Origin of the sequence: Thermohalobaculum sediminis (assembly GCF_023487995.1) — a bacterium.
Lineage (GTDB): Bacteria > Pseudomonadota > Alphaproteobacteria > Rhodobacterales > Rhodobacteraceae > Thermohalobaculum > Thermohalobaculum sediminis.
In genome coordinates, this window is sequence record NZ_JAMFKN010000004.1 from 38,408 (window position 1) to 64,517 (window position 26,110).

Annotated in this window: 19 protein-coding genes; 18 read left to right on the forward strand and 1 reads right to left on the reverse strand. The window is 69.8% G+C overall.

Translation table 11 applies throughout. The features are described 5' to 3' along the window. The first annotated feature begins 1 nt into the window (after position 1). The 18 genes from tssF to M1105_RS10015 all read left to right on the forward strand — a co-directional run bounded on the left by tssF (position 2) and on the right by M1105_RS10015 (position 23,886). Positions 2–1,882: a type VI secretion system baseplate subunit TssF gene (gene tssF / locus M1105_RS09930; protein ID WP_249580209.1), complete on the forward strand. Its 1,881-nt coding sequence runs from the start codon at positions 2–4 to the stop codon at positions 1,880–1,882. Further along, complete coding sequence (tssG, locus tag M1105_RS09935) at positions 1,846–2,868, forward strand: type VI secretion system baseplate subunit TssG (protein WP_249580210.1); 1,023 nt, start codon at positions 1,846–1,848, stop codon at positions 2,866–2,868. Before tssF ends, tssG begins: the two co-directional genes overlap by 37 nt. 53 nt (positions 2,869–2,921) lie before the next feature. Further along, positions 2,922–5,639 (forward strand): type VI secretion system ATPase TssH, encoded by a 2,718-nt coding sequence (tssH, locus tag M1105_RS09940; protein WP_249580211.1) that lies wholly within the window; start codon positions 2,922–2,924, stop codon positions 5,637–5,639. Between the two features lie 64 nt (positions 5,640–5,703). Next, a complete protein-coding gene (locus tag M1105_RS09945) occupies positions 5,704–6,651 on the forward strand; it encodes a hypothetical protein (protein WP_249580212.1) in 948 nt (315 codons plus the stop codon). Positions 6,652–6,711: 60 nt separating this feature from the next. Continuing rightward, complete coding sequence (locus tag M1105_RS09950) at positions 6,712–7,557, forward strand: ion transporter (protein ID WP_249580213.1); 846 nt, start codon at positions 6,712–6,714, stop codon at positions 7,555–7,557. Between the two features lie 54 nt (positions 7,558–7,611). Then, positions 7,612–9,507, forward strand: coding sequence for a type VI secretion system contractile sheath domain-containing protein (locus M1105_RS09955; RefSeq protein WP_249580214.1), 1,896 nt, complete (start codon positions 7,612–7,614; stop codon positions 9,505–9,507). Continuing rightward, positions 9,507–9,812 (forward strand): hypothetical protein, encoded by a 306-nt coding sequence (locus M1105_RS09960; protein WP_249580215.1) that lies wholly within the window; start codon positions 9,507–9,509, stop codon positions 9,810–9,812. The genes M1105_RS09955 and M1105_RS09960 overlap by 1 nt, the downstream gene beginning before the upstream one ends. A 49-nt stretch (positions 9,813–9,861) precedes the next feature. Further along, a complete protein-coding gene (locus M1105_RS09965; protein WP_249580216.1) occupies positions 9,862–12,009 on the forward strand; it encodes a type VI secretion system Vgr family protein in 2,148 nt (715 codons plus the stop codon). Between the two features lie 13 nt (positions 12,010–12,022). Next, positions 12,023–12,652 (forward strand): DUF6931 family protein, encoded by a 630-nt coding sequence (locus M1105_RS09970; RefSeq protein WP_249580217.1) that lies wholly within the window; start codon positions 12,023–12,025, stop codon positions 12,650–12,652. A gap of 49 nt (positions 12,653–12,701) precedes the next feature. Then, a complete protein-coding gene (locus M1105_RS09975) occupies positions 12,702–13,001 on the forward strand; it encodes a PAAR domain-containing protein (protein WP_249580218.1) in 300 nt (99 codons plus the stop codon). A gap of 10 nt (positions 13,002–13,011) precedes the next feature. After that, positions 13,012–14,583, forward strand: coding sequence for a type VI secretion system-associated FHA domain protein TagH (gene tagH / locus M1105_RS09980; RefSeq protein WP_249580219.1), 1,572 nt, complete (start codon positions 13,012–13,014; stop codon positions 14,581–14,583). 14 nt (positions 14,584–14,597) lie between these two features. Continuing rightward, positions 14,598–15,038, forward strand: coding sequence for a type VI secretion system lipoprotein TssJ (gene tssJ, locus M1105_RS09985; protein ID WP_249580220.1), 441 nt, complete (start codon positions 14,598–14,600; stop codon positions 15,036–15,038). 34 nt (positions 15,039–15,072) lie between these two features. Then, the gene (gene tssK / locus M1105_RS09990) at positions 15,073–16,413 is read left to right on the forward strand and encodes a type VI secretion system baseplate subunit TssK (protein WP_249580221.1); all 1,341 of its coding nucleotides are present in this window, start codon (positions 15,073–15,075) and stop codon (positions 16,411–16,413) included. Positions 16,414–16,432: 19 nt separating this feature from the next. Next, on the forward strand, positions 16,433–17,782 hold the full coding sequence (gene icmH, locus M1105_RS09995; RefSeq protein WP_249580222.1) for a type IVB secretion system protein IcmH/DotU: 1,350 nt from the start codon (positions 16,433–16,435) through the stop codon (positions 17,780–17,782). A 4-nt stretch (positions 17,783–17,786) separates the two neighbouring features. Beyond that, positions 17,787–21,386, forward strand: coding sequence for a type VI secretion system membrane subunit TssM (gene tssM / locus M1105_RS10000; protein WP_249580223.1), 3,600 nt, complete (start codon positions 17,787–17,789; stop codon positions 21,384–21,386). A gap of 18 nt (positions 21,387–21,404) precedes the next feature. Beyond that, on the forward strand, positions 21,405–22,103 hold the full coding sequence (tagF, locus tag M1105_RS10005; RefSeq protein WP_249580224.1) for a type VI secretion system-associated protein TagF: 699 nt from the start codon (positions 21,405–21,407) through the stop codon (positions 22,101–22,103). Then, a complete protein-coding gene (locus M1105_RS10010) occupies positions 22,100–22,831 on the forward strand; it encodes a PP2C family protein-serine/threonine phosphatase (protein WP_249580225.1) in 732 nt (243 codons plus the stop codon). The genes tagF and M1105_RS10010 overlap by 4 nt, the downstream gene beginning before the upstream one ends. Positions 22,832–22,857: 26 nt before the next feature. After that, on the forward strand, positions 22,858–23,886 hold the full coding sequence (locus M1105_RS10015; RefSeq protein ID WP_249580226.1) for a hypothetical protein: 1,029 nt from the start codon (positions 22,858–22,860) through the stop codon (positions 23,884–23,886). Between the two features lie 21 nt (positions 23,887–23,907). Here the strand turns inward: M1105_RS10015 and M1105_RS10020 are convergent, their stop codons facing one another. Continuing rightward, complete coding sequence (locus M1105_RS10020) at positions 23,908–26,103, reverse strand: serine/threonine-protein kinase (RefSeq protein ID WP_249580227.1); 2,196 nt, start codon at positions 26,101–26,103, stop codon at positions 23,908–23,910. Positions 26,104–26,110 lie beyond the last annotated feature (7 nt).

Genomic DNA, 26,110 nt, shown 5'->3' on the forward strand with positions numbered 1-26,110 from the left:
GATGGATACCCGCCTGCTCAAGCGCTACGACGAGGAACTCGCCTTCATCCGCGAGATGGGGGCCGAGTTCGCCGAGGCCTATCCCAAGATCGCCGCGCGCCTGGGCATGGAGGGGCTGGAGGTCGCCGACCCTTACGTCGAGCGCCTGCTCGAGGGCTTCGCCTTCCTTGCCGCGCGCGTGCAGCTCGAGCTCGACCTGCAGTTCCCGGTGTTCACGCAGAACCTGCTCGAGATCGTCTATCCGCACTATCTCGCGCCCACGCCCGCGATGATGATCACGCGCTTCCGGCCCGACCCCGCGCAGGGAGGGCTGAAGGACGGCTTCACGCTTCCCCGCGGCACCGTGCTGCGCAGCCGCCTGCGGCAGGGCGAGCAGACGCCCTGCATCTTCCGCACCTCGCAGGACATCACGCTCTGGCCGATCGAGGTCTCCGAGGTCGAGTATGTCGATGGCCGGGGCGAGCTGGTGGCGGCAGGGGTGGCGAAGGGCAATTCCGCGCGCGCCGCGATCCGGCTGCGGCTGCGCCGCTTCGGGGGCGAGAAGATCGCGGCCCTGCCGCTCGACCGGCTCACGCTCTTCCTGTCGGGGTCGGCTGGCGAGCCGTGGAAGCTCTACGAGGCGCTGTCGAACGACGCGGTGGGGCTGGCCGGACGCTCGACCGACCGGCGCGCCGACTGGGTCGAGATGCTGCCGGGGGCCGGCGTGCGCCCCCGAGGCTTCGGGCGCGACGAGGCCCTGCTGCCGACGCCGGCGCAGTCCTTCGACGGCTACCGGCTGCTGCAGGAATATTTCGCGATGCCGGAGCGCTTCTTCTTCTTCGAGCTCTCGGGCCTCGGCCGCGCGGTGCGGCGCGCCGAAGGGGCGGACCTCGATCTCTACATCCTGCTTGAACAGGGCCACCCGGAGCTGAAGGGCGCCTTGGGCACGGCCAGCTTCGAGCTGTTCGCGGCGCCGTCGGTCAACCTGTTTCCCAAGCGCTGCGACCGGGTGATGGTGCGCGGGCGCGAGATCGACCACCATGTCGTTCCCGACCGCACGGCGCCGATGGATTTCGAAATCCACTCGATCACCAGCGTGACCGGCATCAGCGGCGAGGGCGCCGACGACGTGGCCTTCCGGCCCTTCTACAGCGCGAGCGACCTCACCGCCGCGGGCGAGCGCCATCCGGCCTACTACACGCTGCGGCGGCGGATGCGGCAGCGGTCCGAGAAGCAGCGGCTGAAGGGCGTGCGGACCTCGTATCTCGGCTCGGACGTGTATCTCACGCTGGTGGACCGGGCGCAGGCGCCCTATCCGGGCGATCTCGAGCAGCTTGCAGTCACGGCGATGTGCACCAACCGCGACCTGCCGATGCTGCTGTCGCTGGGCGGCGGCGAGAGCGAGTTCCACCTGCCCGATGGCGGCCCGGTCAGCGGGATCGGCATCCTCGTCTCGCCCAGCCGGCCGCGGCCCAGCCTGGGGCAGGGCGACAGCGCCTGGCGCCTGGTGAGCCATCTGAGCCTCAACTACCTGTCGATCGCGGACGCCGACCGCGGAACCGGCGCCGAGGCGCTGCGCGAGCTTCTGGGGCTCTATGCGCCACTCGGCGACCGCTCGATCGAGAAACAGCTCGAGGGCGTGGTCTCGGTCGCGAGCCGGCCGATCGTGCGGCGCCTGTCGGACGAGGTGCTCTCGACGGCGGTGCGGGGCCTCGAGGTCCGGGTGGGCTTCGACGAGAGCTTCTTCGAGGGCACGGGCGTTTACCTCATGGGCGCCGTGCTGCAACGCTTCTTCGCGAAATACGTGACGCTGAACAGCTTCACCGAGACCGTCATCGAGTCGCAGCAACGGGGGGAGATCGCGCGATGGCCGGCGATGAGCGGGCAGCGGCGCCTGATCTGAGTCGCCTCGCGGCGCTCGGCTCGGACCCGCAGTCCCATCACATCTTTCAGGCCCTGCGCCTGATCGAGGCGGCCTTCCCGGACCGTCCGCGGCTGGGGCGCTCGCGCCGCCCGGCGCAGGATCCCGTGCGCATCGGGCAGGAGGCGGAGCTGGCCTTCCCGCCCTCGACGATCTCGGCCTTCGCGCCACCCGCGGGGGACGCGCCGGGGCGGCTGGTGAACCGTTTCTTCGGCCTGTTCGGGCCGAACGGGCCCTTGCCGCTGCACCTGACCGAATACGCCCGCGACCGGCAGCGCAACGTGCACGACCACACGCTGGTGGCCTTCGCCAACCTGTTCCACCATCGCATGACGAGCCTGCTCTACCGTGCCTGGGCGGCCGGCGAGCCGGCGCCGTCCTTCGACCGGCCGGACGACGACCCCTTCGCCGCAAAGGTCGCGGCGATCTCGGGCCGGATGGGACGCGGCATGGAGGATCGGGACGCCATGCCCGACCTTGCCAAGCTGCATTTCGCGGCGCTGCTGGGGCAGGGCCCGAAGAACGCCGAGGGGCTGCTCGCCATCGTCTCGGCCTTCTTCGCGGCGCCCGCGCGGATCGAGGGCTTCGTCGGCACCTGGCTGCATCTCGAGCCGCATGACCGCTGGCGGCTGGGCGAGGCGCCGCTGGGGCGGGGCACCAGCCTCGGCGCGCGCGTCTGGTCCCGGCAGTCGAAGTTCCGCATCCGCCTCGGCCCGGTCGGTTTCGACGCCTACAGCCGCCTGCTGCCGGGCGGGCAGAGCCTCAAGCGCCTCGCCGCCATCGTGCGCAACTACCTCGGCGACACCCTGGAATGGGAAGCCAACCTGGTCCTCAAGGCGGACGAGGTGCCCCGGATGCGCCTGGGCCATCAGGGCCGACTGGGCTGGACGACCTGGCTCGGCGAGCGCGCGCCGGGCCGCGATGCCGACGATCTTCGCCTTCTGCCGCCCTCGCGGCACGCCTTCTAGTCCTGCAATCGCCGGGCCCGGCCTCGGGCTCCGCCAAAACGTGAGAGATGACCATGACCGAGATCAGCCGCGTCGCCCTCTTCGGCAAGCTCAACAAGCTCGGCTACCAGGCGATCGAGGGCGCGACCGTCTTCTGCAAGATGCGGGGCAATCCTTATGTCGAGCTGGTGCACTGGCTGCACCAGATCCTGCAGGGACAGGACAGCGATCTCCACCGGATCGTGCGGCACTTCCAGCTTGATCCCGGCAAGGTGGCGGCCGACATGGTGCGCGCGCTGGACGCGCTGCCGCGGGGCGCGACCTCGATCTCGGACCTCTCGTCGCATCTCGAGGAGGCGGTCGAGCGGGCCTGGGTCTATGCCTCGCTCCTCTACAATTCCAGCCAGGTGCGCACCGGGCACCTGATCCTCGGCATGATCAAGACGCCGAGCCTGCGGCGCGCGCTCGAGGCGATCTCGGGCGAGTTCGCCAAGATCAAGAACGACGAGCTGACCGAGAATTTCGGCAAGATCGTGGGCGGCTCGCCCGAGGACGCGCTGCGGGCGCAGGATGGATCCCAGGTCGGCGGCGGCGCCGTGCCGGGCGAGGCCTCGGGCGCCATGTCGCCCGCCCAGATGGGCAAGCAGGAGGCGCTCAACCAGTTCTGCACCGACCTAACCGAGAAGGCGCGGGCGGGCGAGATCGATCCCATCGTCGGGCGCGACGAGGAGATCCGGCAGGTCGTCGATGTGCTCATGCGCCGCCGCCAGAACAACCCGATCCTGACCGGCGAGGCGGGGGTGGGCAAGACCGCGGTGGTCGAGGGCTTCGCGCTGAGGATCGCGCGCGGCGATGTGCCGCCCAGCCTTCACGACGCGCGGCTCCTGTCGCTCGATGTGGGGCTGTTGCAGGCCGGCGCCTCGATGAAGGGCGAGTTCGAGAACCGTCTGCGCGCGGTGATCGACGAGGTGCAGGCGAGCCCCGTGCCGATCATCATGTTCATCGACGAGACCCACACGCTGGTCGGCGCCGGGGGCGCCGCGGGCACCGGCGACGCCGCCAACCTGCTCAAGCCTGCGCTCGCGCGCGGCACGCTGCGCACGATCGGCGCGACCACCTGGGCGGAATACAAGAAGCACATCGAGAAGGACCCCGCCCTGACCCGCCGCTTCCAGGTGGTGCAGGTCGACGAGCCCGACGAGACCAAGGCGATCCTGATGATGCGCGGCATCGCCTCGATGCTGGAAAAGCACCACAAGGTGCAGATCCTCGACGAGGGGCTCGAGGCGGCCGTGCGGCTCTCGGCGCGCTACATCCCGGCGCGGCAGCTGCCCGACAAGTCGGTGTCGGTGCTCGACACCGCATGCGCGCGCGTGGCGATCAGCCAGCATGCCGTGCCCGCCGAGGTCGACGACAGCCGCAAGCGGATCGAGGCGCTTACGACCGAGCTCGAGATCATCGCGCGCGACGAGACCGCGGGCTACGAGGTCACCGAGCGCCGCGCCGCCGTGAGCCACGCGCTGGAGCAGGAGGAAGCGCGGCTCGCGGGCCTGACCGAGCGGTGGGAGGCGGAGCGGGCCGTGGTCAAGGAGATCCTCGACATCCGCGCCAAGCTGCGCGAGGGCGGCGGCGCGGTCGAGGGGCCGAAGGCGGCGGAAGTCCCGACCGGTGAGACCGCGAAGCCGCCCCTCACCGCCGAGGAGCGGGTGGCGCTTCTGGCCGAGCTCAAGGCCAGGCAGGCCGAGCTCGAAGCGTTGCAGGGCGAGAACCCGCTGATCCTGCCGATCGTCGACCGCCAGGCGGTGGCCTCGGTGGTGGGCGACTGGACCGGCATCCCCGTGGGCCGGATGATGAAGGACGAGATCAACACCGTCCTCAACCTCTCGACGCATCTCGCCAAGCGCGTGATCGGGCAGGACCACGCGATGGAGATGATCGCCAGGCGCGTGCAGACCAGCCGGGCGGGGCTCGACAACCCCTCGAAGCCGATCGGCGTCTTCATGCTCGCGGGCACCTCGGGCGTCGGCAAAACCGAGACGGCGCTGGCGCTCGCCGAAGTGCTCTATGGCGGCGAGCAGAACGTCATCACCATCAACATGTCCGAGTTCCAGGAGGCGCACACCGTCTCGACGCTCAAGGGCTCGCCCCCGGGCTATGTCGGCTATGGCGAGGGCGGGATTCTCACCGAGGCGGTGCGTCGCAAGCCCTATTCGGTGGTGCTGCTCGACGAGGTCGAGAAGGCGCACCCTGACGTGCACGAGATCTTCTTCCAGGTGTTCGACAAGGGCCGGATGGAGGACGGCGAGGGGCGGATGATCGATTTCCGCAACACGCTGATCCTGCTGACCTCGAACGTGGGCTCCGAGATGATCATGGACCTCTGCGCCGACCCCGAGCTGATGCCCGACCCCGAGGGCATCGCCAAGGCGCTGCGCGAGCCGCTGCTCAAGGTCTTTCCCGCCGCGCTGTTGGGCAGAATCGTCACCATCCCCTACTATCCGCTGAGCCCGACGATGATCGCCGAGATCACGAAGCTGCAGCTTGGCCGCATCCAGAAGCGGGTGAGGGAGAGCCACGGCGTCCCGTTCGAATACGACGACGCGGTGGTCGAGACGATCGTCTCGCGCTGCCAGGAGCTGGAAAGCGGGGGCCGCATGATCGACGCGATCCTGACCAACTCGATGCTTCCGGCGATCTCGGCCGAGTTCCTGCGGCGGCTGATGGAGGGGGGCGCGATCTCGAAGGTGCAGGTCGGCGTGGCCGACGGCGACTTCACCTACGCCTTCGACTGATCCGCGCCGGTGCTGCGGGCGGCCGGACGGCCGCCCGACGCGACGGCAAGAGGAGGACGACCACGTGGCGATCGCGGTCAAGAAGACGAAAATGAATGCCGTTCTCGACGTCTCGCCCTTTGCCGAGATGTCGAGGGACAACCGCGCGTGGTGCGAGAAGAACCGCTTCCTTCGCGGCAAGATGAAGAACTACACGGCCAGCGAGACGGTCAAGCTCGACCCGCGCAAGTGGAACGAGAAGATCCTGAGGAAGGCGCTGGTCTCGCTGGTGCGCTACGAACTCAAGCTGCTGGACGTCAAGATCGGGGACATCATCAAGGACGCGTCCGCCGACGGGCTGAAGGGCGAGATCGAGGCGCAGCCAAAAGTGCTCAAGCTCTACGAGAAGTTCGGCAAGGAGATCGAGAAGAAGGTCTCGCTCGCGCTCGAGGAGATCGAGGAGGACAAGGGCGACAACGCCAAGGGCCTGCGCGAGGGCAAGAAGGCGATGAAGGCGATGGCCTCGGTCGACTTCAAGAAACTGTTCACGGGTCCCGGCGACAAGGCGCAGGCCGCCCTCGACGCGCTGTCGCGCAGCCTTGGCCGGGCGGGGGACGACGACGCCGCGCGCGACAAGGCGATGGATGCCGCCGACCGCGCGCTGGATGTGGCGATCACCGAGTTCGACAAGGGCCGGGACGCTGCCGAGGCCGCGATCATCCTGCTTCAGAAGACCGCCCGCAAGATCGTCAAGAACGATGCCGCCGGGCCCGAGCTCGTGGCCTTCGGCAAGGAGATCGAGGACGCGAACGGGGTGTGCGAGGCGATGATCGACGCGATCCACACCTATTCGGGCGAGTTGATCGACGCGATGAACGCGATCCGTGGCGACAAGCTCGACCAGATGAAGGCGCGGAAGCTCGCGGCCGACCTGGGCGCGACGTCGCGCTTCACCAGCAGCGCGGACAAGATGAAGAACATGCTGGCGAAGCTCCAGAAAAGCTTCGCCAAGGTGCAGCAGGCCCTCAAGTGACCATGCAGCCGAGAGCAGAGCGGGGCCGCCATGCGCGCCCCGACCCGACGGAGGAACGAGATGCCCGCTGAGACGGCCCCCGCGATCGACGGTGCGCGCGCGCGGATGCGCCGCTTCCTCGAGCGCGACAACGTGCGCAACGCCATTCTCGCGGTGATCGTGCTGAACGCGATCACACTTGGGCTCGGGACCTCGCAGCGCATCTCGGCACAGTTCGGCGGGCTGCTCGAGACGATCGACGCAATCGTGGTGATGATCTTCGTGATCGAGATCTCGGCCAAGATGATCGCCTACGGGATGGGCTTCTTCCGCTCGGCCTGGAACATCTTCGACCTCGTGATCGTGATGATCTCGATGGCGCCGCGGACGCCGGACCTCACGGCGCTGCGCGCGCTCAGGGTGCTGCGGGTGACGCGGCTCCTGTCGGCCGTGCCGCAGATGCGGGCGGTCGTGCAGGCGCTGTTCGACGCGCTGCCGGGCATGGGCAGCGTGGTCGTCATGCTGATGATCGTCTATTACGTCTTCGCCGTGATCGCGACGATCCTGTTCGGCAAGGAGTTCCCGCAGTGGTTCGGGACGCTGGGCGAGTCGCTCTACTCGCTCTTCCAGATCATGACGCTCGAGAGCTGGTCGATGGGCATCGTGCGCCCGGTGATGGAGAAGTTCCCCAACGCCTGGGTGCTGTTCATTCCGTTCATCATGTGCACGACCTTCGCCGTGCTGAACCTGTTCGTCGGTCTTCTGGTCAACACCATGCAGGCCGCCGTCGAGGCCGAGGCCGAGGCTGAACTCGATAAGATGCGCGTCGTGCTCCAGGAGGAGAACGCCGCGCTCTCGACCCAGATCGCGGCCCTGCACGACGAGATCAGGGCGATCCGCGCCGAGCGCGGGGGCGGCGCGCCATGAGCCTGCGTGAACCGTTGAACGGCGCCTGGGGCGCCCTTTCCGGAGGATGAAGTGATGGGTCTTGGCTTCGGATTCGATCTGCCCACGCGCTGCCTGGCGCCGTCGGACGATGGCGGCTTCTCGTCCGGCACGCTGAATGCGCCGGCGCCGGAGGGTGGCGCGGAGGCGCGCAAGAAGTTCCGCATCGCGATCCTCGGCGACTTCAGCGGACGCGCCAGCCGCGGCGAGCTGGAGATCGGCGCGGAGCTGGGCGGCCGCAAGCCGATCCGCTTCGATATCGACAATTCCGACGCGGTGATCGAGCGCTTCCGCACCACCCTGACACTGCCGATCGGCGCCGATGGCGGCGCGGTCGAGGTCGAGCTGGGCGGCATCGACGACCTGCACCCGGACGAGCTCTACGGCAATGTCGAGATCTTCTCGGAGCTTGCGAACCTGCGCCGCCGGTTGAAATCGGGCAGCGGCATCGACCGGGTGATCGCGGACATGAAGTCCTGGGGCGAGGAGTTCGGCAACGTCCTTCCCATGCCGCGCCGCCGAGCGAAGGGCAGCGCCGTGCCGGCCGACCGCAAGCTCAGCGATTTCAAGCGCCTGATCGGCGACGCGCGGGGGGCGGCGGTCGAGGCCACGGATGCCGACGAGCTGATCCAGCGCATCGTGGCACCCCATGTGGTCGCGGCCCCCGACCCGCGCGCCGAGTCGATGATCGCGGCCGTGGACGCGGCCCTGTCGGACGCGATGCGGCGTGTCCTGCATCACCCGGATTTCCAGGCGGTCGAGTCGACCTGGCGCTCGCTCGACCTGATGGCGCGGCGGATCGAGACGGGCGGCGGGCTCGAGATCGTGCTCTACGACGTCTCGGCCGAGGAATGGGCGGCGGACCTCTCGGCGCAGGACGAGCTGTCGGAATGCGGGCTGTTCGAGATGCTGGCCGAGGCGCCGCGGCTCGACGCGCGCGAGGGGCCGCTCTCGGCGATCTTCGCGCTCTACACGCTCGAGGAGACGCCGCCCCATGCCGAGTTGCTGGCGCGGATGGCGCGGATCGCCGCCCATATCGGCGCGCCCTTCGTCGCCTCGATCGCGGCCGGCAGCCTCGACACGAAACCCGAGGATCGCCACCACTTGGTCAAGGAGGCCTGGAGCGAACTGCGGGACATGCCCGAGGCGCGCTACATCGGCGTCGCCGTGCCGCGCTTCCTGCTGAGGCTGCCCTACGGCAAGAAGACAGATCCGGTCGATCCATTCGACTTCGAGGAGTTCACCCTGCGCGACGGGCTGAAGGGCATGCTGTGGGCGAACCCGGTCGTGCTGGCCGCTATCCTGCTGGCCGAGACGGCGCGGCAGGGCGGAGCGAAGATGAGCCTCGGGCAGGTCATGTCGATCGGCGACATGCCCTTCCACTACATGACGGACGCGCATGGCGACCAGGTGGCGCTGCCCTGCACCGAGCGGCTGCTGACCACGCGCACCGCCGCCGAGGTGGTCGAGCGCGGCTTCATGCCGGTGCTGTCGATGAAGGGACGCAACGAGGTGCGCCTCGGCTCGTTCCAGTCGCTGGGGCGGTCCGAGCTTGCCGGCCCCTGGGGCGATGGCGGATGGACCGGCGAGGGGATGCGCGGGCGCGTCCGGATGGAGACGAGCATCGGCCTGAGCGCAAAGGGCGCGCCGAGGCCCGCGGCGGCGGCGGCCGCGGCAGGGGCGGGCGCTGCGGCGGCGGCCGCGGACGGCGACGAGGATCTCGACGATCTGCTGTCGGGCATGGGGGACGATGACGCGGGCGGGGGCGACGACGACCTCGACGCGCTTCTCGCCGATGTGGGCGGCGGCGACTCGGGCGGCGATGACGATCTCGACGCGCTGCTCGCCGGCTTCGGCGACGACGCGCCCGCCGACGACGGCGGCGACGACGAGATGGATCCCGAACTGGCCGCGCTGCTGGAGGGCCTGTAATGCGCGACACCGAACGACCACCGCCTGACGATGGTCCCGGAGACGAGCCCGAGGACGTGATCGTCATCGTCCAGGTCAGGAACAACTTCTGGCTTCTGGAGGGCGAGGAGTATCTTGGCGCCATGCTGTCGGGCCAGAAGCCCTATCCGACCCCGGTCCGCTGCCTGAAGTTCGAGACCGAGATCGAGTTCAAGCTTCACCTGCCCGATTGCGTTCCGCTTGGCGAGCTCTGGGGCATCAACCCGCTGATCGTCGAGCGACTGCGCAAGCAGCGGCATCTGCTCGAGATCACCCCGCCCGAGTGAATTCGCCCGCGCGCAGCCCGCGCGTGTCGCCGCAAACGAGGACCGAGCCGTGACTTCGACGACAACCAACGTCCAGTTCGAGGGCCGGAAGATCAAGATGACCGGCCCGCTTCCCTCGGGCGAGATGCAGATCCTGCGCGCCCAGGTCGACGAGGGGCTGAGCCGCATCACCGAGATCGCGGTCGAGTACCTGTCCACGAACCACACGACCAGCCTCGAGGATGTCGTGGGACGGCCGATCACGGTCTCGGTCGAGGTGGAGGACGAGAGCTGGCGCCACTTCGTCGGGCATTGCATCGAGGCCGAGTTCGTCGGCGAGTATCAGGGGCTGGCGCTTTATCGCGCCGAGCTGAGGTCCTGGCCGTGGTTGCTGACGCGCCAGCAGGGAAGCCGGATCTTTCAGGACATCTCGGCCATCGACATCATCAAGCAGATCCTGAACGAGCGGGGCTTCGCGGACTACGAGGACAAGAGCGCGGGCGCCGGCGCAACGGTGCGCAAGTTCTGCGTCCAGTATCGCGAGTCCGACTGGGACTTCATCTGCCGGCTCATGGAGGAGGAGGGGCTCTACTATTGCTTCAACCATGCCGAAGGCGTCGCCACGCTGCTGCTGGTGGGCGACGCGGGGCAGCTTACCTCGCTCGATGTCCGCAGCGAGGTCGAGTTCCACTTCAAGGAGGATGTGGCCCGGAAGCGCGCCGACCACATCTACGAGTGGTCGGGGCGCGAGATGCTGACGCGCGGCAAGGTCACGCTCAATGACTTCAACTTCGTCACTCCGGGCGCGGACCTGAAGGTGACGAAGCAGGACGCGAAGGGCACAAACAGCTACAACCAGTTCGAGCTCTACGACCACCCGGGACGATACGCCGACACCGAGTTGGGCGACGCGCGCACGCGGGTGCGGATGGAGGCGCTGGCGGCGCAGCACCTGCTGAGCCGGGGCGCCGGAAACCATCGCACGCTGGCGACCGGCCGGCGCTTCACGCTGACCAATCACCCGCGCGAAGCGGAGAACCAGGAATACCTGATCGTCTCGGCCCGCCACATGCTGCAGATCGAGGCGGACTACGACCTGACCGAGATCGACAAGGCCATGGTCGGACGGGGGCTGCGCTTCGACTTCCGCGAGAATCGCGACGACTACACCTGCGTCTTCGACGCGATGCCCTCGTCGGCGGTCTACCGCGCCCCGGTCGTGACGCCGAGGCCGGTGATCCCGGGCATCCAGACCGCGATCGTCGTCGGCCCCGATAACAATGAGATCTATACGGACGTCTATGGCCGGGTGAAGATCCAGTTCCACTGGGACCGCGAGGGCAAGGACGCCGACCGCAAGGAGAACTCGTCCTGCTGGGTCCGCAAGGCCGAGCCCTGGACCGGCGCCGGCTGGGGCATGCAGTGGATCCCGCGCGTCGGGCAGGAAGTGGTGGTGATGTTCGAGGAGGGCGATCCCGACCGTCCCCTGATCGTCGGCATGCTCTACAACAACGCCAAGACCTATCCGCCCTTCGGCGGCGCCGACGGGGCTGCGCCGACCCTGTCGTCGCAGGACGATGACGGTGTCAGCCTGAGCTCGCCGCTCACAGCCAACAAGAACCTCGTCGGGCTGATGTCGCGGTCGAGCCAAAACGGAGCCGCGAGCACCTACCACGAGCTCGTGTTCGACGACACCAAGGATGCCGAGTTCGTCCGCTTCCAGTCCGAGAGGGACTACAAGCAGATCATTAAGAACAACGCCGAGATCACGATCGGTGTCGAGCATGCGAGCGACGGCGACCTCACCCAGACGATCCAGAACAACGCGACCGAGAGCATCGGCAACGACCATTCGTTGACGATCGGGAACAACCGCACGCTCAGCGTCGGCAACGACCAGACGGTCGATGTCGGCAACAACGAGACGGTGACGATCGCCACCGACAAGACCGACGATATCGGTTCGAACTACACGATCAGCGTGGGCTCGAATCTCGAGATCACCGCGACGTCCATGATCAAGCTGGTCTGCGGCAGCTCGACGGTCGAGATCACGTCCTCGAAGGTGAGCATAAATTCGCCCACCATCGAGCTCACCGCCAGCGGCGAAGCCAAGATCGTGTCCAGCGGAACGGCCAAGCTCGAAGGCTCGGGAATGACCGAGGTGAAATCCGGCGGCGTCCTGATCGTCAAGGGCTCCACCACCATGATCAACTGAAGGCAGACGGGAAATGGGCGAGCCCAGCCGTTTCGAAGGACTGAAGAAATTTCCCGCCGAGCCGGTGGCCGCGATCCTCGGACGGGCGCGCGTCAAGCTGCGCACGCCGCTCGGGGCGGGCCCGAAGGCGGGCGTGTCCGAGGTTCTGGCCGAGCTCGACGCCAAGGGGGCCGTGCTCGACATCCTGCAGCTCATCGCCCACGCACTGCCGGCGCGCGAGGCGACCTGGTGGGCTTGCCTCGCGGCGCGCGACCTGTTGCCCCCCGATGCGGCCGAACCGCCCGCGCCGCTGGCCACGGCCGAGGCCTGGGTGTTCAAGCCGGGCGACGAGACGCGGCGCAAGGCGCGCGCGGCGATGGAGGGGGCGGCTCTCGACGACGACACCGTGTTCTGCGCCATGGCCGCGACCTTTGCCGACGGCACGCTCGGCCCCGACCAATTGTCGGACTTCGCGGCGCCGCCTGGCGTGGTCGGCAACGCGGTCTATGGGATGGTCCTCAAGTCGCTCTATGCCGATGGCGAGAACAGCGAGGCGCAGGGCCGGCTGCTCGTTGCGCGCGGGCTCGACATCGCGCGCGGCGGGAGCGGCCGGGTCGAGGCCAAGGATGCCACGTCTGGCGCGGCGGCGCGTGGCGGGGCATGATGGAGCGGCCATGTCTTCCCGAGCGATCGCAGATGGATAGGAGGCGCCGATGACCATGCCAGCGGCACGCGTCCTCGACATGCATGCCTGCCCGATGCAGACCCCGGCGCCGGTGCCGGTGCCCCATGTCGGGGGCCCGATCGTGACGCCGTGCCCGACGGTGCTGATCTGCTCGATGCCGGCCGCGCGGGCGACCGCGATGGCGGTATGCGTGGGGCCGCCGGACACCGTGGCCAAGGGGTCGGGCACGGTGCTCACGGGCTCGATGCCGCAGGCGCGGCTGGGCGATACATGCGCGCATGGCGGCTCGATCGTCGCCGGCGCGCCGACGGTTCTGGTTGGCGGATGAGGGGCTGCGCGTGACACTTCGCCTGCGATTCCAGAGTTCCGGCAGCCTGCCGGGCGGGCGCGACCGCATCGAGATGCTGGGCGGCGCGCTCACCATCGGGCGCGGCGAGGAGAACGATCTTGCCCTGCCGGACCCCGACCGCACGATCTCGAAGCGCCACTGCGTGATCGAGGACCGTGGCGGCGATTATGTCCTGATCGACATCAGCACCAACGGCACCTTCCTGAACTATGCGCCCGAGCGGATCGGCGAGGCGCCCGCGCCGCTCAACGACGGCGACGTCATCACCCTGGGCGCATACGAACTGGTGGTCGAGATCCAGCAGGCCATGGCCGCCGCCGACCCCTTCGCTTCGATCCCGCCACCGCTGGGCGAGGAGCGGGTCTCGCCCGGCCGCGCCGCGGATGCGCGGGTGCGGGACGACTTCGTCGGCACGCTGGACGACCCGGCCGGGACCGATGGCGGGGATTTCCTGGACGACCTCCTCGGATCGGGGCCCGCCGCGCCCGTGTCCCCCGGAGCCGCGCCCCGGCCGGCCTGGGAGCGCGCCGTCATCCCCGAGGACCCGCTCGAGCCGGCCGCGCCGCTGCCCGAGGATCAGGACCCCTTCTTCCGCGCCGAGGACGCCGATCCGCTGCGCCAGGGCGGGGCGAGCGAGGGCGACCACCTGCCGTCGGCCCAGGATCATTTCGCGCCGCCCGCGGCAAGCCAGGGCCTGATCCCCGACGACTGGGACGAGGAATTCGCCGGCAGTGCGCAGCCGGATGCGCCCGCGGCGCCCCCGCCGGCTGCTCGGCCGGGCGCCCCCATGATCCCCGACGATCCGTTCGACGAGCCCTTCGCGCCGGTGCCCGAGCCGAGCGCTCCGGCGGCCGCTCCGCCGCCGCGCGACGCCGCGGCGCCGGTGCCGCCTGCGCCCGCGCCCACGCCCGCCCCGGTGCCGCCCGCGCGTGCCGAGGCGCCGCCGCCTGCGGCACCGCCCGGTCCGGCCGCCAGCGGCGCCGGCTCGGAGGCGGTCCACGCCTTCCTGCGCGCCGCCGGCGCCGAGCGGTTGAACATCCCCGACGAGGAACTGGTCGAGGTCATGGCGCGCATGGGCGCCGTGTTCCGCGCCATGGTCGAGGGCATGCGCGAGGTGCTGATGACGCGCGCCTCGATCAAGGGCGAATTCCGGATGAACCAGACCATGATCCGGGCGGGCGGGAACAACCCGCTCAAGTTCTCGATCAGCCCCGAGCAGGCGGTCGAGGCGATGATCCGCCCGGCCGTCCCCGGCTACCAGGAGGCCCAATCGGCCGCGCGCGAGGCGCTCAACGACATCAAGGCGCACGAGGTCGCGATGATGACCGGCATGGAGGCCGCGCTCAAGGACCTGCTGCGGCGCCTGAGCCCGGAGCAGCTCACCGAGAAGATCGACCCCGGCTCGGGCCTCGGCAACCTGCTGGGCGGGCGCAAGGCGCGCTACTGGGAAGCCTACGAGAGAATGTATTCCGAGATCGCGCGGCAGGCCGAGGACGACTTCCAGTCGATGTTCGGCAAGGAGTTCGCACGCGCCTACGAGAACCAGCTTCGCAAGCTCTGAGGGGGGAAAAGAGGATGAGATCCGCGTTTCGCACAGTTGCCGCGCTGGCCCTGGCCGGGTTCGTCGCCGCCTGCGCCTCGCCGCCGCCGCCGACCACCGTGGCGCTGACGATCACCGGGGGCGAGACGATGAACGGCGGCGCGCCCGCCAAGGTTAAGGTCTACTACCTCGCGTCGACGGCGAAGTTCGAGGCAGGCGACTTCTTCGCGCTGTTCGACACGCCCGAGGCGACGCTGGGGCAGGACCTCGTGGCGGTGGACGAATACCTGCTCGCGCCCGGCAAGACGGTCGAGGATGCGAAGTCCTTCCCCGCGCCGCCGGCGGCGGTCGGCGTGATCGCGGCCTTCCGCGATATCGGCCAGCCCGGCTGGCGGGTGTCGAAGCCGCTGGCGCCCAATGCCGCGAACGACGTGGCGGTCACCCTCGATGGGCAGACCGTGACGCTTGGACAATGACGGGCCGAGAGCCGCCATACGGGAGAGCGTGAGCGTGTCCTGGGAGAGCAAAGTCATCTGGAGCGAGGGGCTGTTCCTGCAGCCCCACCACTTCCAGCAGCACGACCGCTATGTCGAGGCCCTGGTCGCGCATGTCGCCCGTGGCCTCGCACCCTATGCTTGGGGTGTGAGCGAGCTCACGCTCGACGACGAGCTCCTCAAGCTCGGCAAGATCGCGGTCAAGTCGGTGGCGGGGCTCACGCCGGATGGCGCCCCCTTCCGTGCGCCGCAGGCCGAGGAGCATCCGCCCGCGCTCGACGCGCCGGCGCAGGCGAAGAACTGCGTCGTCTACCTCGCCATGCCCACCCGGCGCCACGGCGCGGTCGAGGTGGACCTGAGCGGCGCCGAGAAGTCGGCGTCGCGCTTCATGCCGTCCGAGATCGAGATCACCGACAGCATGGGATCCGACCGCCGCCCGGTCACCGTGGCGGTGGGCAAGATGCGGCTGAGCTTCGCGCTCGATCTAGATGACCTCTCGGACCAGCTGGTGATCCCGATCGCGCGCATCATGGAGGTGCGGCCCGACGGCGAGGTCGTGCTGGACCGCGCGTTCATCCCCTCCTGCCTCGACGCCCGGGCCGCGCCCACGCTGCACGGCTTCCTGCGCGAGCTCGAAGGCATGCTGAGCCACCGGGCCGAGGCGCTGGCCGGCCGGCTGTCGCAGTCGGGCGCGGCGAAGGGGGTGGCGGAAATTTCCGACTTCCTGCTGCTCATCTCGGTCAACCGGGCGCTGCCGCGCATCCGGCACCTCTTGTCGATCGAGAACGCGCATCCCTGCGCGATCTACGGGGCCTGCACCGAGCTGGCGGGCGAGCTTGCGACCTTCATGACGCCCGAGAAGCGTGCGGCCGAGTTCCCGGTCTACCGCCACGACGACCTCACGGCGGTGTTCCAGCCGGTGATGCGGGCGCTCAGGCAGTATCTGAGCGCGGTGCTCGAGCAGAGCGCCGTCGCCATCCCGCTCGAGGCGCGCAAGTATGGCGTCAGCGTCGGCATCATCCCGGACAAGCGGCTGCTGACGGGCGCGACCTTTGTCATGGCCTGCAAGGCCGACGTCGCGGCCGAGAGCGTGCGCCGCCATTTCCCGACGCAGGCCAAGCTGGGGCCGGTCGAGGGGATACGGCAGCTCGTCAACTCGGCCCTGCCGGGGATCGGGCTGAGGCCCCTGCCGGTGGCGCCGCGCCAGATCCCCTATCATTCTGGCTATGTCTATTTCGAGCTCGACCGCGACAGCCCGTACTGGAAGCAGATGACCACCTCGGGTGGTCTGGCGGTGCATGTGGCGGGCGAGTTCCCGGGGCTCGTGATGGAGCTCTGGGCGATTCGGCAGGGCTGAGAGGCCCGGGAGGAACGAGATGAGCCGCGACGATCCCTTTGCCGAGCCGAGCGACACCGAGAAGACGGTGATCCGCCCGAATCCCGGCGGGCGCAGGCCGGCCGCGCCGCAGCCTGCGCCGGCCGCGGCGCCTTCGGCCCCGCCCCAGCAGGCCGCCGGTGGCGCTCTGCCGTTGGGGCAGGCCGCGACCGGGCTCAACCCGCTGAACGCCGCCGCCTCGACGCTGTTCTCGCTGGTCGGGCGCATCCGCAACCGCGCCCAGCACGCCAATCCCGAGGCGCTGCGCGAGAGCGTTATCGCCGAGATCCGCGCCTTTGAGAGCCGCGCGCTGCAGGCCGGCGTGCCCGCGCAGACGGTCAAGGTCGCACGCTACGCGATCTGCGCGACGGTCGACGATGTCGTGCTCAACACGCCCTGGGGCGGCACCGGGGTCTGGGCGCAAAGCTCGATGGTCGGAACCTTCCACAAGGAGACCCATGGCGGCGAGCGCTTCTACGACCTGCTCGCGCGACTCGAGCAGGAGCCGGGGACCAACCGCGACCTGCTGGAATTCCTCTACATGTGCCTCAGCCTCGGCTTCGAGGGACGGCTCCGGGTCGAGCCGCGCGGCACCGAGAAGCACATCGCCATCCGCGACGGGCTGGCGCGGCTGATCCGCTCGCATCGCGGCCCGATCGAGCATGACCTCTCGCCGCGCTGGAAGGGGGTCGATGTCGCGCATCGCCCGATCTCGGCGCTGGCGCCGGTCTGGCTGATCAGCGGCGTCACGCTGCTGGTGCTGTGCCTGACCTATTTCGGCTTTGCCTTCGCGCTGAGCGGCGACACCGAGCGGCTGCAGGGCCAGCTCTCGGCGCTCGACCTGCGCGGGCCGATCGAGCTTGCCCGCGCGGCGCCGCCGCCCCCCCCGCCGCCGCCGCCGCCCGCCGCGGTCGAGCGGATCGAGAAGATCCGCAAGTTCCTCGAGCCCGAGATCAACGAGGGGCTGGTCACGGTGTTCGAGGACGCCAACACGCTGACGGTGCGCATCGCGGGCGAGGGGATGTTCGGCTCGGGCTCGGACGTGCTCGAGCCGAAGTTTCGTCCGATCGTCGACCGCGTGGCCGAGGCGCTGAACGAGGAGCCCGGCAAGATCATCGTCGCGGGCCATTCCGACAACGTCCCGATCCGCACGGCGCGCTTTCCGTCGAACCTCCACCTCTCGCTCGCGCGCGCCGAGGCGGTCATGCACAAGATCGCCGAGCGGCTGGAACTGGACGACCGGCTCAGCGCCGAGGGCCGCGCCGAGAAGGAGCCGATCGCGCCCAACGCGACGCCCGAGGGCCGGGCCAAGAACCGGCGGATCGAAGTCATTCTTGTGAAGGCGGGCTGAGCCCATGCTGATGAAATTCTTCCGGCCGGTGTTCATGTCGACGATCGGCGTCGTGACCATCGTCTTCCTGATCACCAGCATCTGCGTCTGGTTCTTCGGGTCGGCGCTCGCCTGGGGCGATCTGCGGCCGCTCGACAGCGTGATGAACCGGCTTGTCGTGATCGGCGTCTTCGGGCTGTTCACGGCGCTGGTCATCGGCATCAGCCTGTGGCGCCGCCGCAGGCGCGACAAGGTGATGACCGAGTCGATCGTCAGCGCGGCGGGGAAGGAGGATGCGGGCGACGCCGCCGTGCAGGCCGAATTGCGCGAGATGCAGGGGCGGATGCGCGAGGCGCTGAATCTGCTGCGCAAGTCGAAGCTGGGCGGGCGCTTCGGGCGCAAGCATCTCTACCAGCTTCCCTGGTACATCATCATCGGGCCGCCCGGCGCCGGCAAGACCACCGCGATCGTCAATTCGGGGTTGCAGTTCCCGCTGTCCGAGCGGCTGGGCAAGGGCGCGATCGGCGGCGTGGGCGGCACGCGCAACTGCGACTGGTGGTTCACCAACGAGGCCGTCCTGCTCGACACTGCCGGGCGCTACACCACGCAGGACAGCGACGCCGACGCCGACAGCCGCGCCTGGGGCGGCTTTCTCGAGATGCTCAAGGGCCAGCGTCCCCGCCAGCCGATCAACGGCGCGCTGGTGGCGATCAGCCTCTCGGACCTCTCGCTGCAGGACGAGCAGACGCGCAAGGGCCACGCCCGCGCGGTTCGCACCCGCCTGCACGAGCTGCGCCAGAAGCTGGGCGTGCGCTTCCCCGTCTACATCCTGTTCACCAAGGCCGACCTGATCGCGGGGTTCGCCGAGTTCTTCGACAATCTCGGCAAGGAGGACCGCGAGCAGGTCTGGGGCTTCACGCTGCCCTACGAGAAGGGGAGGACCGAGGGCTCGGCCGTCGAGGGCTTCGGCGCCGAGCTCGACGCGCTGCTCTCCCAGCTCAACAACCGCGGCCTCGAGCGGATGCAGGCCGAGACCGACTACCAGCGCCGCAGCCTGATCGCGGGCTTCCCGGCGCAGGTGGCCTCGCTCAGGGGCGTGGCCGAGGAATTCCTGTCGGACGTCTTCCAGGACAGCCGTTTCGAGGACCGCCAGCTTCTGCGCGGCGTCTACTTCACCTCGGGCACCCAGGAAGGCACGCCGATCGACCGGCTGATGATGGGCATGGCCCGCACCTTCGGGATCGGCCGCCAGGCGATCGGCTCGGGGCAGGGGACGGGGCGCAGCTTCTTCCTGACGCGGCTCCTCAACGGGGTGATCTTCCGCGAGGCGGGGCTCGTCTCGGCCGACGACCGGGTCGAGCGGCGCTATCGCTGGGTGCTGCGCGGCGCGGTCGCGGCGGCGGTGCTGGTGGTCGGCGCCTTCGGCACGCTCTGGACCATGAGCTTCCTCGGCAACCGCGAGCTGATCGCGAACGCCTCGGGCAAGGTCGGCGAGTACCGCGAGCTGGTGGCCGGCATTCCCGGCAGCCCGATCGCGGACGCAGACATCCCGCGTGTCGTGCCCGCGCTCAACATCCTGCGCGACATGCCCGGCAATCCTGCGCAGGGCGACCCCGAGCCGCCGACCGAGCTGACCTGGGGCCTCTACCAGGGCGGCGCCGTCGGGACCGAGGCCGCGCAGACCTATCGCGGCGCGCTCAACCAGCTCCTGCTGCCGCGCCTGCTGTTCCGGCTGGAACAGCAGATGCAGGCCAACATGAACAACACCGACCTGCTCTACGAGGCGCTCAAGGTCTACATGATGCTGGGTCTCCAGGGTCCGATGGATCAGGGGCTCGTGCGCAAGTGGATGTCTATCGACTGGCAGCTCGGCTTCCCCGGCCAGGACCGGATGCGGGCCGATCTCGAGGGCCATCTCGAGGCGCTGCTGTCCCAGCCGATGCGCGAGATCGCGCTCAACGGCCCACTGGTCGAGCAGATCCAGGGCCTTTTGTCCGAGACGCCGCTGGCGCAGCGCATCTACAACTCGATCACCCAGAGCCCGCGCGCCCGCGCCCTGCCGCAGTTCCGACTGACCGAGGTGGGCGGCCCCGCGACCTCGCGCGTCCTGGTGCGCTCGTCGGGATCGCCGCTCAGCGAGGGGGTCGAGGGGATCTGGACCTATGACGGGTTCCGCCAGGTGTTCCTGCCCGAGGCGCTGGAGGTGGCCGCCCGCATCCAGAGCGAGAGCTGGGTGCTGGGCCCGCGCGGCCAGACCGAGACGACGCCCGCGGCGCTCGCGCGCCTCAGCCGAGACGTGCTCGATCTCTACTACAACGACTACGTGGCCAAGTATGACGCGCTGCTCGCGGACATCGATATTGTGCCGATGGAGAGCCTCGGCCACGCCGTCGATGTCACCAATGTCCTGTCCGGGCCGACCTCGCCGATCCACAACATCCTCGAGGCCGTGTCCGACGAGACCAAGCTGACCCAGCCCAAGCGGGGCAGCATCGACCTGTCGAACGCGACCGAGAGCGCGACCGGCTTCGCCGCCGACGAGGCATTCTCGGCCCTCGATTCGCGCACGCAGGCGCTGTTCGAGGCGATCGGCTCGGCCACGCCCACCGTGGCGGGGCAGGCGCCAGCCAAGCCCGGCGCCTATGTCGAGGAGCGCTTCGCCTGGCTCCACGCCCTCGTCGACGGGGCCGAGGGGGCGCCCTCCGAGCTCGACCAGCTCATCGAGATGATGACCGAGGTCTATCGCGAGTTGAACCGCATGTCGCTGGGCCAGACCAGCGGCGCCAGCGTGCTGAACCAGGCGGGCGTCGAAGGCGGGGCCGCGGCGCGACTGCAGGCGGCGACGGGCCGCGTCGAGGGGCCGATGCAGCGATGGGCCAACCAGGTGGCTTCGGGCTCGTCCGGCATCGCGGTGGGCGGCGCGCGCTCGGGGCTCAACGCCCAGTGGCAGGCCAAGGTCTACCCGTTCTGCGAGAAGGCGCTGAATGGGCGCTATCCCTTCGACCGCGCCGCCACCGCCGATGTGACGCTGCAGGATTTCGCGCGGCTGTTCGGCCCGAACGGGCTGATCGACAGCTTCTTCAACGAGAACCTGATCACCTTCGTCGACACCGCGTCCGACCCGTGGCGCTGGAAGCGGGTGAACAACACCGATCTCGGCATCTCGGCCTCGGTTCTGGCGCAGTTCCAGGCGGCGGCCGAGATCCGCGACAGCTTCTTCCTCGCGCCGGGGATGCCGTCGATCACCTTCGACCTCACGCCCGTGGCGCTCGACCCCAACGCCGAGCAGGTGGTGGTCGAGATCGAGGGGCAGGAGCTGAGCTATGCGCACGGCCCCCCGCAGGTCACGCCGCTGACCTGGCCGGGCAAGGCGGGCGGGCGCACGCGCGTGGCCTTCGTGCCCGAGAACGCCGGGATCGAGAACACCATGAGCCGCGAGGGTCCGTGGGCATGGTTCCGGCTGCTGGACGCGGCCGAGATGCGGCGAACCAACGTCTCCGACCGCAGCCGGCTGATCTTCAACATCGGTGGGCGGATCGCGGTGTTCCAGCTGAGGGCGGGATCGGCGCTCAACCCGTTCTCGCTGCCAGCGCTGCGCAGCTTCCGCTGCCCCAAGTCGCTCTGACGCGTCGGGGGGGGGCGGTTGGGGGGCTTCGGATACTACGGCAAGATCCCGGCGCAGGGCGACTTCCTGCGCCGGGGCCTCTCGCCCGCCTTCGTCGAGCCCTGGGACCGCTGGCTTCAGGAACTGCTGCTCAGCGGGCGCGAGACGCTGGGGGCGGGCTGGCAGGACGCCTATTTCTCGGCCCCGATCTGGCGCTTCGCGCTGCCGAAGGGGCTCTGCGGCGGCGCCGCCGTCGCCGGGGTGGTGATGCCCAGCGTCGACCGGGTGGGCCGACAGTTCCCGCTGACGCTGGCGGCCGAGGCGGAGACGGGCTCGGCCTGGGAGGCTTACTGCGCGGCCGAGGGGGTCTTTGCCGCGCTCGAGGACGCGGCCCTTGCGATGCTCGAGGAGGACGCCTCGCGCGAAGGGCTGGAGCGGCGGCTCGAGGCCCTGCGGCTGGGGCCCGCGCCTGCGCCGATCCGGGTGCTGCGCGCCTGCGGGGCGGCATGGCTCAGCGCCGCGCGGGGCTCGCTCGGGGCGCTCCTTGCGGCGGGGGCCGCGGGGGCCGAGGGGGCGTCGACCACGCTCTGGGCCTCGGAACTTGCGGAGGGCGTCCGCGCGATGGTCTCGCCCGGCCTGCCGGCGGGGGCCGAGGCGCTGCGCGGGCTGGTCGATCTCGACGCACCCGTGTGGGCGGGGGGGGCAGAGGCCACGACGACAGGGGGGCTGCGGACATGATCCTTCCACCGGCTGCGGGCACGGTGCGCTACAGCGCACGCACCCATGTGGGCAATGTGCGCCGCGTGAACGAGGACTCGCTGATCGCGCTGCCCGAGCTTGGCCTCTGGGCGGTTTCGGACGGCATGGGGGGGCATGACGGCGGTGACTTCGCCAGCCAGACCGTGACCGAGGCGCTGGCGACCCTGCCGCCCGACTTGCCGCCAGGCGAGCTGATGCGGGCGGCGCGCGACGCCATCCAGGCGGCGCACCGGACCATCGTGGCCGAGGCCGAGCGCCGCGGCGGCGTCACCATCGGCGCGACGGTCGTGGTGCTGATCCTGGCGGGCGAGCATTTCGCCTGCCTCTGGGCCGGGGACAGCCGGCTCTACCGCTGCCGCGGCGGCCACGTCACGATGCTGAGCCACGATCATTCGGTGGTGGCGGAACTCGTCGAGGCGGGACGGCTGACATGGGCCGAGGCCGAGCGCCATCCGCAGGCCAGCGCCATCACCCGCGCGGTGGGCGTGGGCGACGAGATCGACATCGACAAGCGCCGCGGCGACGTGTTGCCGGGGGACCGGTTCCTGCTCTGCTCGGACGGGCTGAGCCGCTATGCCGACGAGGCGATGATCGCCGAGGTGCTGGCCGCGACCCCGATCGAGACGGTGGCAGATGCGCTGCTGCAACTCGCGCTCGACGGGGGCGGCGCCGACAATGTTTCCGTGATCGTGGTGGACGCGGCCTGACCGGCCGGGCGGCGGAGGTGTGAGGAATGGCGTGCTTCTGCCACATGGCGGCCGAGTCGGTGCGCCAGCGCTTCACGCCCTCGGCCGTGATGGCGTTGCCACCGACGCCCCTTCAGATGCGGATGGCGGCGGCGATCCCCAATCTCGGGCCGGCCGACCGCCCGGATCTGGAAATGCGCGCGGCCGTGGCGCCGATCGCGGCGCCCTCCGTCAATCTGGGCGGCGGTCCGCTCGCGCAGATGGCGGTGACGCTGGGCATGGCGGCGGGCAACTTCTCGCTCGATGACGTGCCGGCGCTGGAGGCGGAACTCGAGCAGGCGGCGCAGAGCTTCCAGCGCAATGTCTGGCCGCGCCTCGCACCCCTAGCCTCGCTGAAGATGCAGCCGCTGCTGAATTACGCGATCGCGGCGCGGCTGTGCCTCGATCTCAACGCGATGGGGCTCGACCCGATGACGGCGACAGCGGGGGATATCCCCCCGCCGCCCGCGACCTCGGACACGCGCTTTGCCCTGACGCCGCCGCAGCTTGCGAAGGCGCGCCTTCTGGCGGGGCTGCCGCCCGTCGCCAAGCTGAGCGAGACACTGAACACGCCGCCGCTTGGCGACACCGGCGCGATGCAGGCGCTGAACAACCGGCTTGCGAACCTCTCGCGGGTCTCGCCGCCCAGCATGGCGGTGCCGCTGCCGATGGTGCTCAAGCTTGCCATGGTGCTCGAGTCGCTTGCCAAGATCGAGGAGGCGTTCGGCGACGATCCGCTGTCGCCCAGCACCATGGGCCGGGTGGATGCGATGATGAAGACCTGGGCGACCTTCCCGGTGCCGATGCCGGTGTCCTCGCTCGCGCTCAACGAGAAGCTTGCCGCCCTGCCGCCGCTCGAAGCGGTCAAGCTGGGCGAGCATGTGGCCGGGCAGAGCTGGGCTACCGGCATGGCGGCCTATGCGCCGCCGAAGCTTGCGATCGCGCCTTTCCTGAACGCCATGCTCGCGCTCAACGCGACGCTGCACGCGACGGCGGCCTTTCCCCCGCTCGGCCCCTGCGGGGCGTGCAACTCGTGACCCGGCCGTCGCGCGGCGCGCTCAGTTCTCGCGCGTCGTGAAGAACTCACGCGAGACGATGTATTCGGTGGTTTCCGCCCGGCTCAGCGAGGCCACGAGGTCCTCGAGGAAAAGCTCGGCCGCATCGTTGCGCGGCAGCATCTGGTCGAGGAAGGCGCGGGGGCTTGCGACCGCGACGAAGATATTCGTCCCATAGGGCGGCCCCACGAGGAAGCCCCGGCGCCCGACCGCGACATCCTTGGCAGGGAAGAGCACGCGCACCGCGTAGTGGTCGCCGTCCCGCGTCCCCGCCTTGTCCACACGGTTCTCGGGGCGATCCTTGTAGGGCAGGAGATGGATCACCTTGCCGGTGTTGCCATCGACGTAGAAGACGTAGAGATACGCGTCCGCGTAGCTCTGATCGACCCTCACGTCGATCACCGGGTTGTCGCCCGAGACGAAGTATCCGGCGGTCGGCGCCCCCTCCTTCTGGCCGTAGCTGAAGGCGAAGCTGAGTTGCGGGGCGTTGCCGCGCGGCAGCAGGCGCTCGACCTTGCAGACCAGCTCGCTGGTGATCGTCAGGTCCGCCTCGATCGCCCGCGCGCCGTCGAGATCGCCCAGCGCGCCGCGGATCGCATCGGCATCGGCCTGCGATGCGACGGGGCCCGAGACCAGGACCGGCGTGCCAGGCGGCAGCGGGTCGGGGCCCTGGAAGCGCAGCGGGCCGCATTTGGTGAAGCCCGCGACCGCCGCGTTCATCGCCGCATGTGCGAGCGGCTGGGGTGCGAGCGCGACCTGCAGGTCGAGCGAGAGCGCCCGGGCATTCGCGACGGCCGCGCTCTGCTCCTCGACCAGCGAATAGACCACGCGGTCGGGCGCGGTACCGCGCAGGACGACGTTGGTGTCGGCGACGCTGAGCGACCAGTTCTCCAACAGCTTGGCGGCCGCGGCGAGTTCGGTCACCGCCGCGGTCCAGTCCTGCGTCGGCATCCCGGTGGCTGGCGTGAGCGTGCCGTCGACCGACTTTCCGTCGAGCGCCTGCGACAGTCCGCTGCGCAGCGCCACGGCCTCCTCCTCGGACGGGGCGTTACCCGCGACCGACGCGGTGCCGTCCTCGACCTTTAGGTCGAGCTGGTAGGGCGAGGCCACCGGCAGAGGCTCCTCCATCAGGCCGGGCAGGAGGAAATAGCCGCCGGCGCCGAGGCCCGCGACCACGGCTATGCCGGCGATGAGGGCGAAGGCGCCTCCCTTCTTCTTGGCGGGCGGCGCGGCCTCGGCGCCTCCCCGCGCCGGGCTTCCGCCCGACGTTGTCTGCGCCGCCGGGGCCGGGCGCCCGGCCGGGCGGATCACGGTCTTCTCGCCCGCGCCCGCACCGCCGATCAGCGCGTCGAGGTCGTCGACCTGGCCCATGCCGTCGATCAGCAGGCGCACATCCGCCGCCGTCCTCGGCCGGTCGTCCGGGTTCGGCTGGAGCAGCGCTTGGATCAGCGGGCGCAGCACGCCGGGCAGGTGCTCGGTCTCGGGCGTCCGGGTCTTGCCGCCGATGATCTGCTCGAGCGTCTTGCCCTCGCCCGCGCTGCGCCCCTCGCAGGCGGCGAGCAGCGTGGCGCCGAGGCTGTAGAAGTCCGAGCGCGGATCCAGCGGCCGGCCGTCGATCTGTTCCGGCGAGGCATACTGGTAGGTTCCGGCGAACCCCCCACCGATCACCGAATGCTTGGTCTGCGCGAGGTCCTTGGCGATGCCGAAGTCGATCAGCGTGGCCTTGGCGGGATCGCCGTCGCGCAGGATGACGTTGGCGGGCGTGAGGTCGCGGTGCAGCACCTTGTGGCCATGCGCGACCTCGAGCCCGTCGATCACGCGCCGGGCGATCTGAAGGATTTCCTCGGGCGGCACGGGGCCGCGCCTCAGGCGCTCGCCCAGGCTCTCGCCGCGGATGAACTCCATGACGAGGAAGGTGATCCCGCCTTCCATCTCGGTGCGCAGAAGCTCGTAATAGCGCACGACGGCGGGGTGCATGATCTCGTGCAGCGCGTTGGCCTCGCGCTGCATCAGCTCGACCAGGGTCGGGTCGGCCGCGAATTCGCGCTTGAGCAGCTTGATCGCCACCTCGCGCCCCGTCGCCTTGTTGCGCGCGAGATAGACCTCGCCCGTGCCGCCCTCGCCGACCAGGTCGACGATCTCGTAGGTGTAGTTGAGGACAACGCCGGGCGCGAGCATGCCCTTCTTCGGGTTCGTCATTCCTCGT

What these genes read in the sequence shown, in the direction of transcription:
- tssF (WP_249580209.1), top strand. Translation starts at nt 2, where the DNA reads ATGGATACCCGCCTGCTCAAGCGCTACGACGAGGAACTCGCCTTCATC.
- tssG (WP_249580210.1), top strand. Translation starts at nt 1,846, where the DNA reads ATGGCCGGCGATGAGCGGGCAGCGGCGCCTGATCTGAGTCGCCTCGCG.
- tssH (WP_249580211.1), top strand. Translation starts at nt 2,922, where the DNA reads ATGACCGAGATCAGCCGCGTCGCCCTCTTCGGCAAGCTCAACAAGCTC.
- M1105_RS09950 (WP_249580213.1), top strand. Translation starts at nt 6,712, where the DNA reads ATGCCCGCTGAGACGGCCCCCGCGATCGACGGTGCGCGCGCGCGGATG.
- M1105_RS09955 (WP_249580214.1), top strand. Translation starts at nt 7,612, where the DNA reads ATGGGTCTTGGCTTCGGATTCGATCTGCCCACGCGCTGCCTGGCGCCG.
- M1105_RS09960 (WP_249580215.1), top strand. Translation starts at nt 9,507, where the DNA reads ATGCGCGACACCGAACGACCACCGCCTGACGATGGTCCCGGAGACGAG.
- M1105_RS09970 (WP_249580217.1), top strand. Translation starts at nt 12,023, where the DNA reads ATGGGCGAGCCCAGCCGTTTCGAAGGACTGAAGAAATTTCCCGCCGAG.
- M1105_RS09975 (WP_249580218.1), top strand. Translation starts at nt 12,702, where the DNA reads ATGACCATGCCAGCGGCACGCGTCCTCGACATGCATGCCTGCCCGATG.
- tssJ (WP_249580220.1), top strand. Translation starts at nt 14,598, where the DNA reads ATGAGATCCGCGTTTCGCACAGTTGCCGCGCTGGCCCTGGCCGGGTTC.
- icmH (WP_249580222.1), top strand. Translation starts at nt 16,433, where the DNA reads ATGAGCCGCGACGATCCCTTTGCCGAGCCGAGCGACACCGAGAAGACG.
- tssM (WP_249580223.1), top strand. Translation starts at nt 17,787, where the DNA reads ATGCTGATGAAATTCTTCCGGCCGGTGTTCATGTCGACGATCGGCGTC.
- M1105_RS10010 (WP_249580225.1), top strand. Translation starts at nt 22,100, where the DNA reads ATGATCCTTCCACCGGCTGCGGGCACGGTGCGCTACAGCGCACGCACC.
- M1105_RS10015 (WP_249580226.1), top strand. Translation starts at nt 22,858, where the DNA reads ATGGCGTGCTTCTGCCACATGGCGGCCGAGTCGGTGCGCCAGCGCTTC.
- M1105_RS10020 (WP_249580227.1), bottom strand. Translation starts at nt 26,103, where the DNA reads ATGACGAACCCGAAGAAGGGCATGCTCGCGCCCGGCGTTGTCCTCAAC.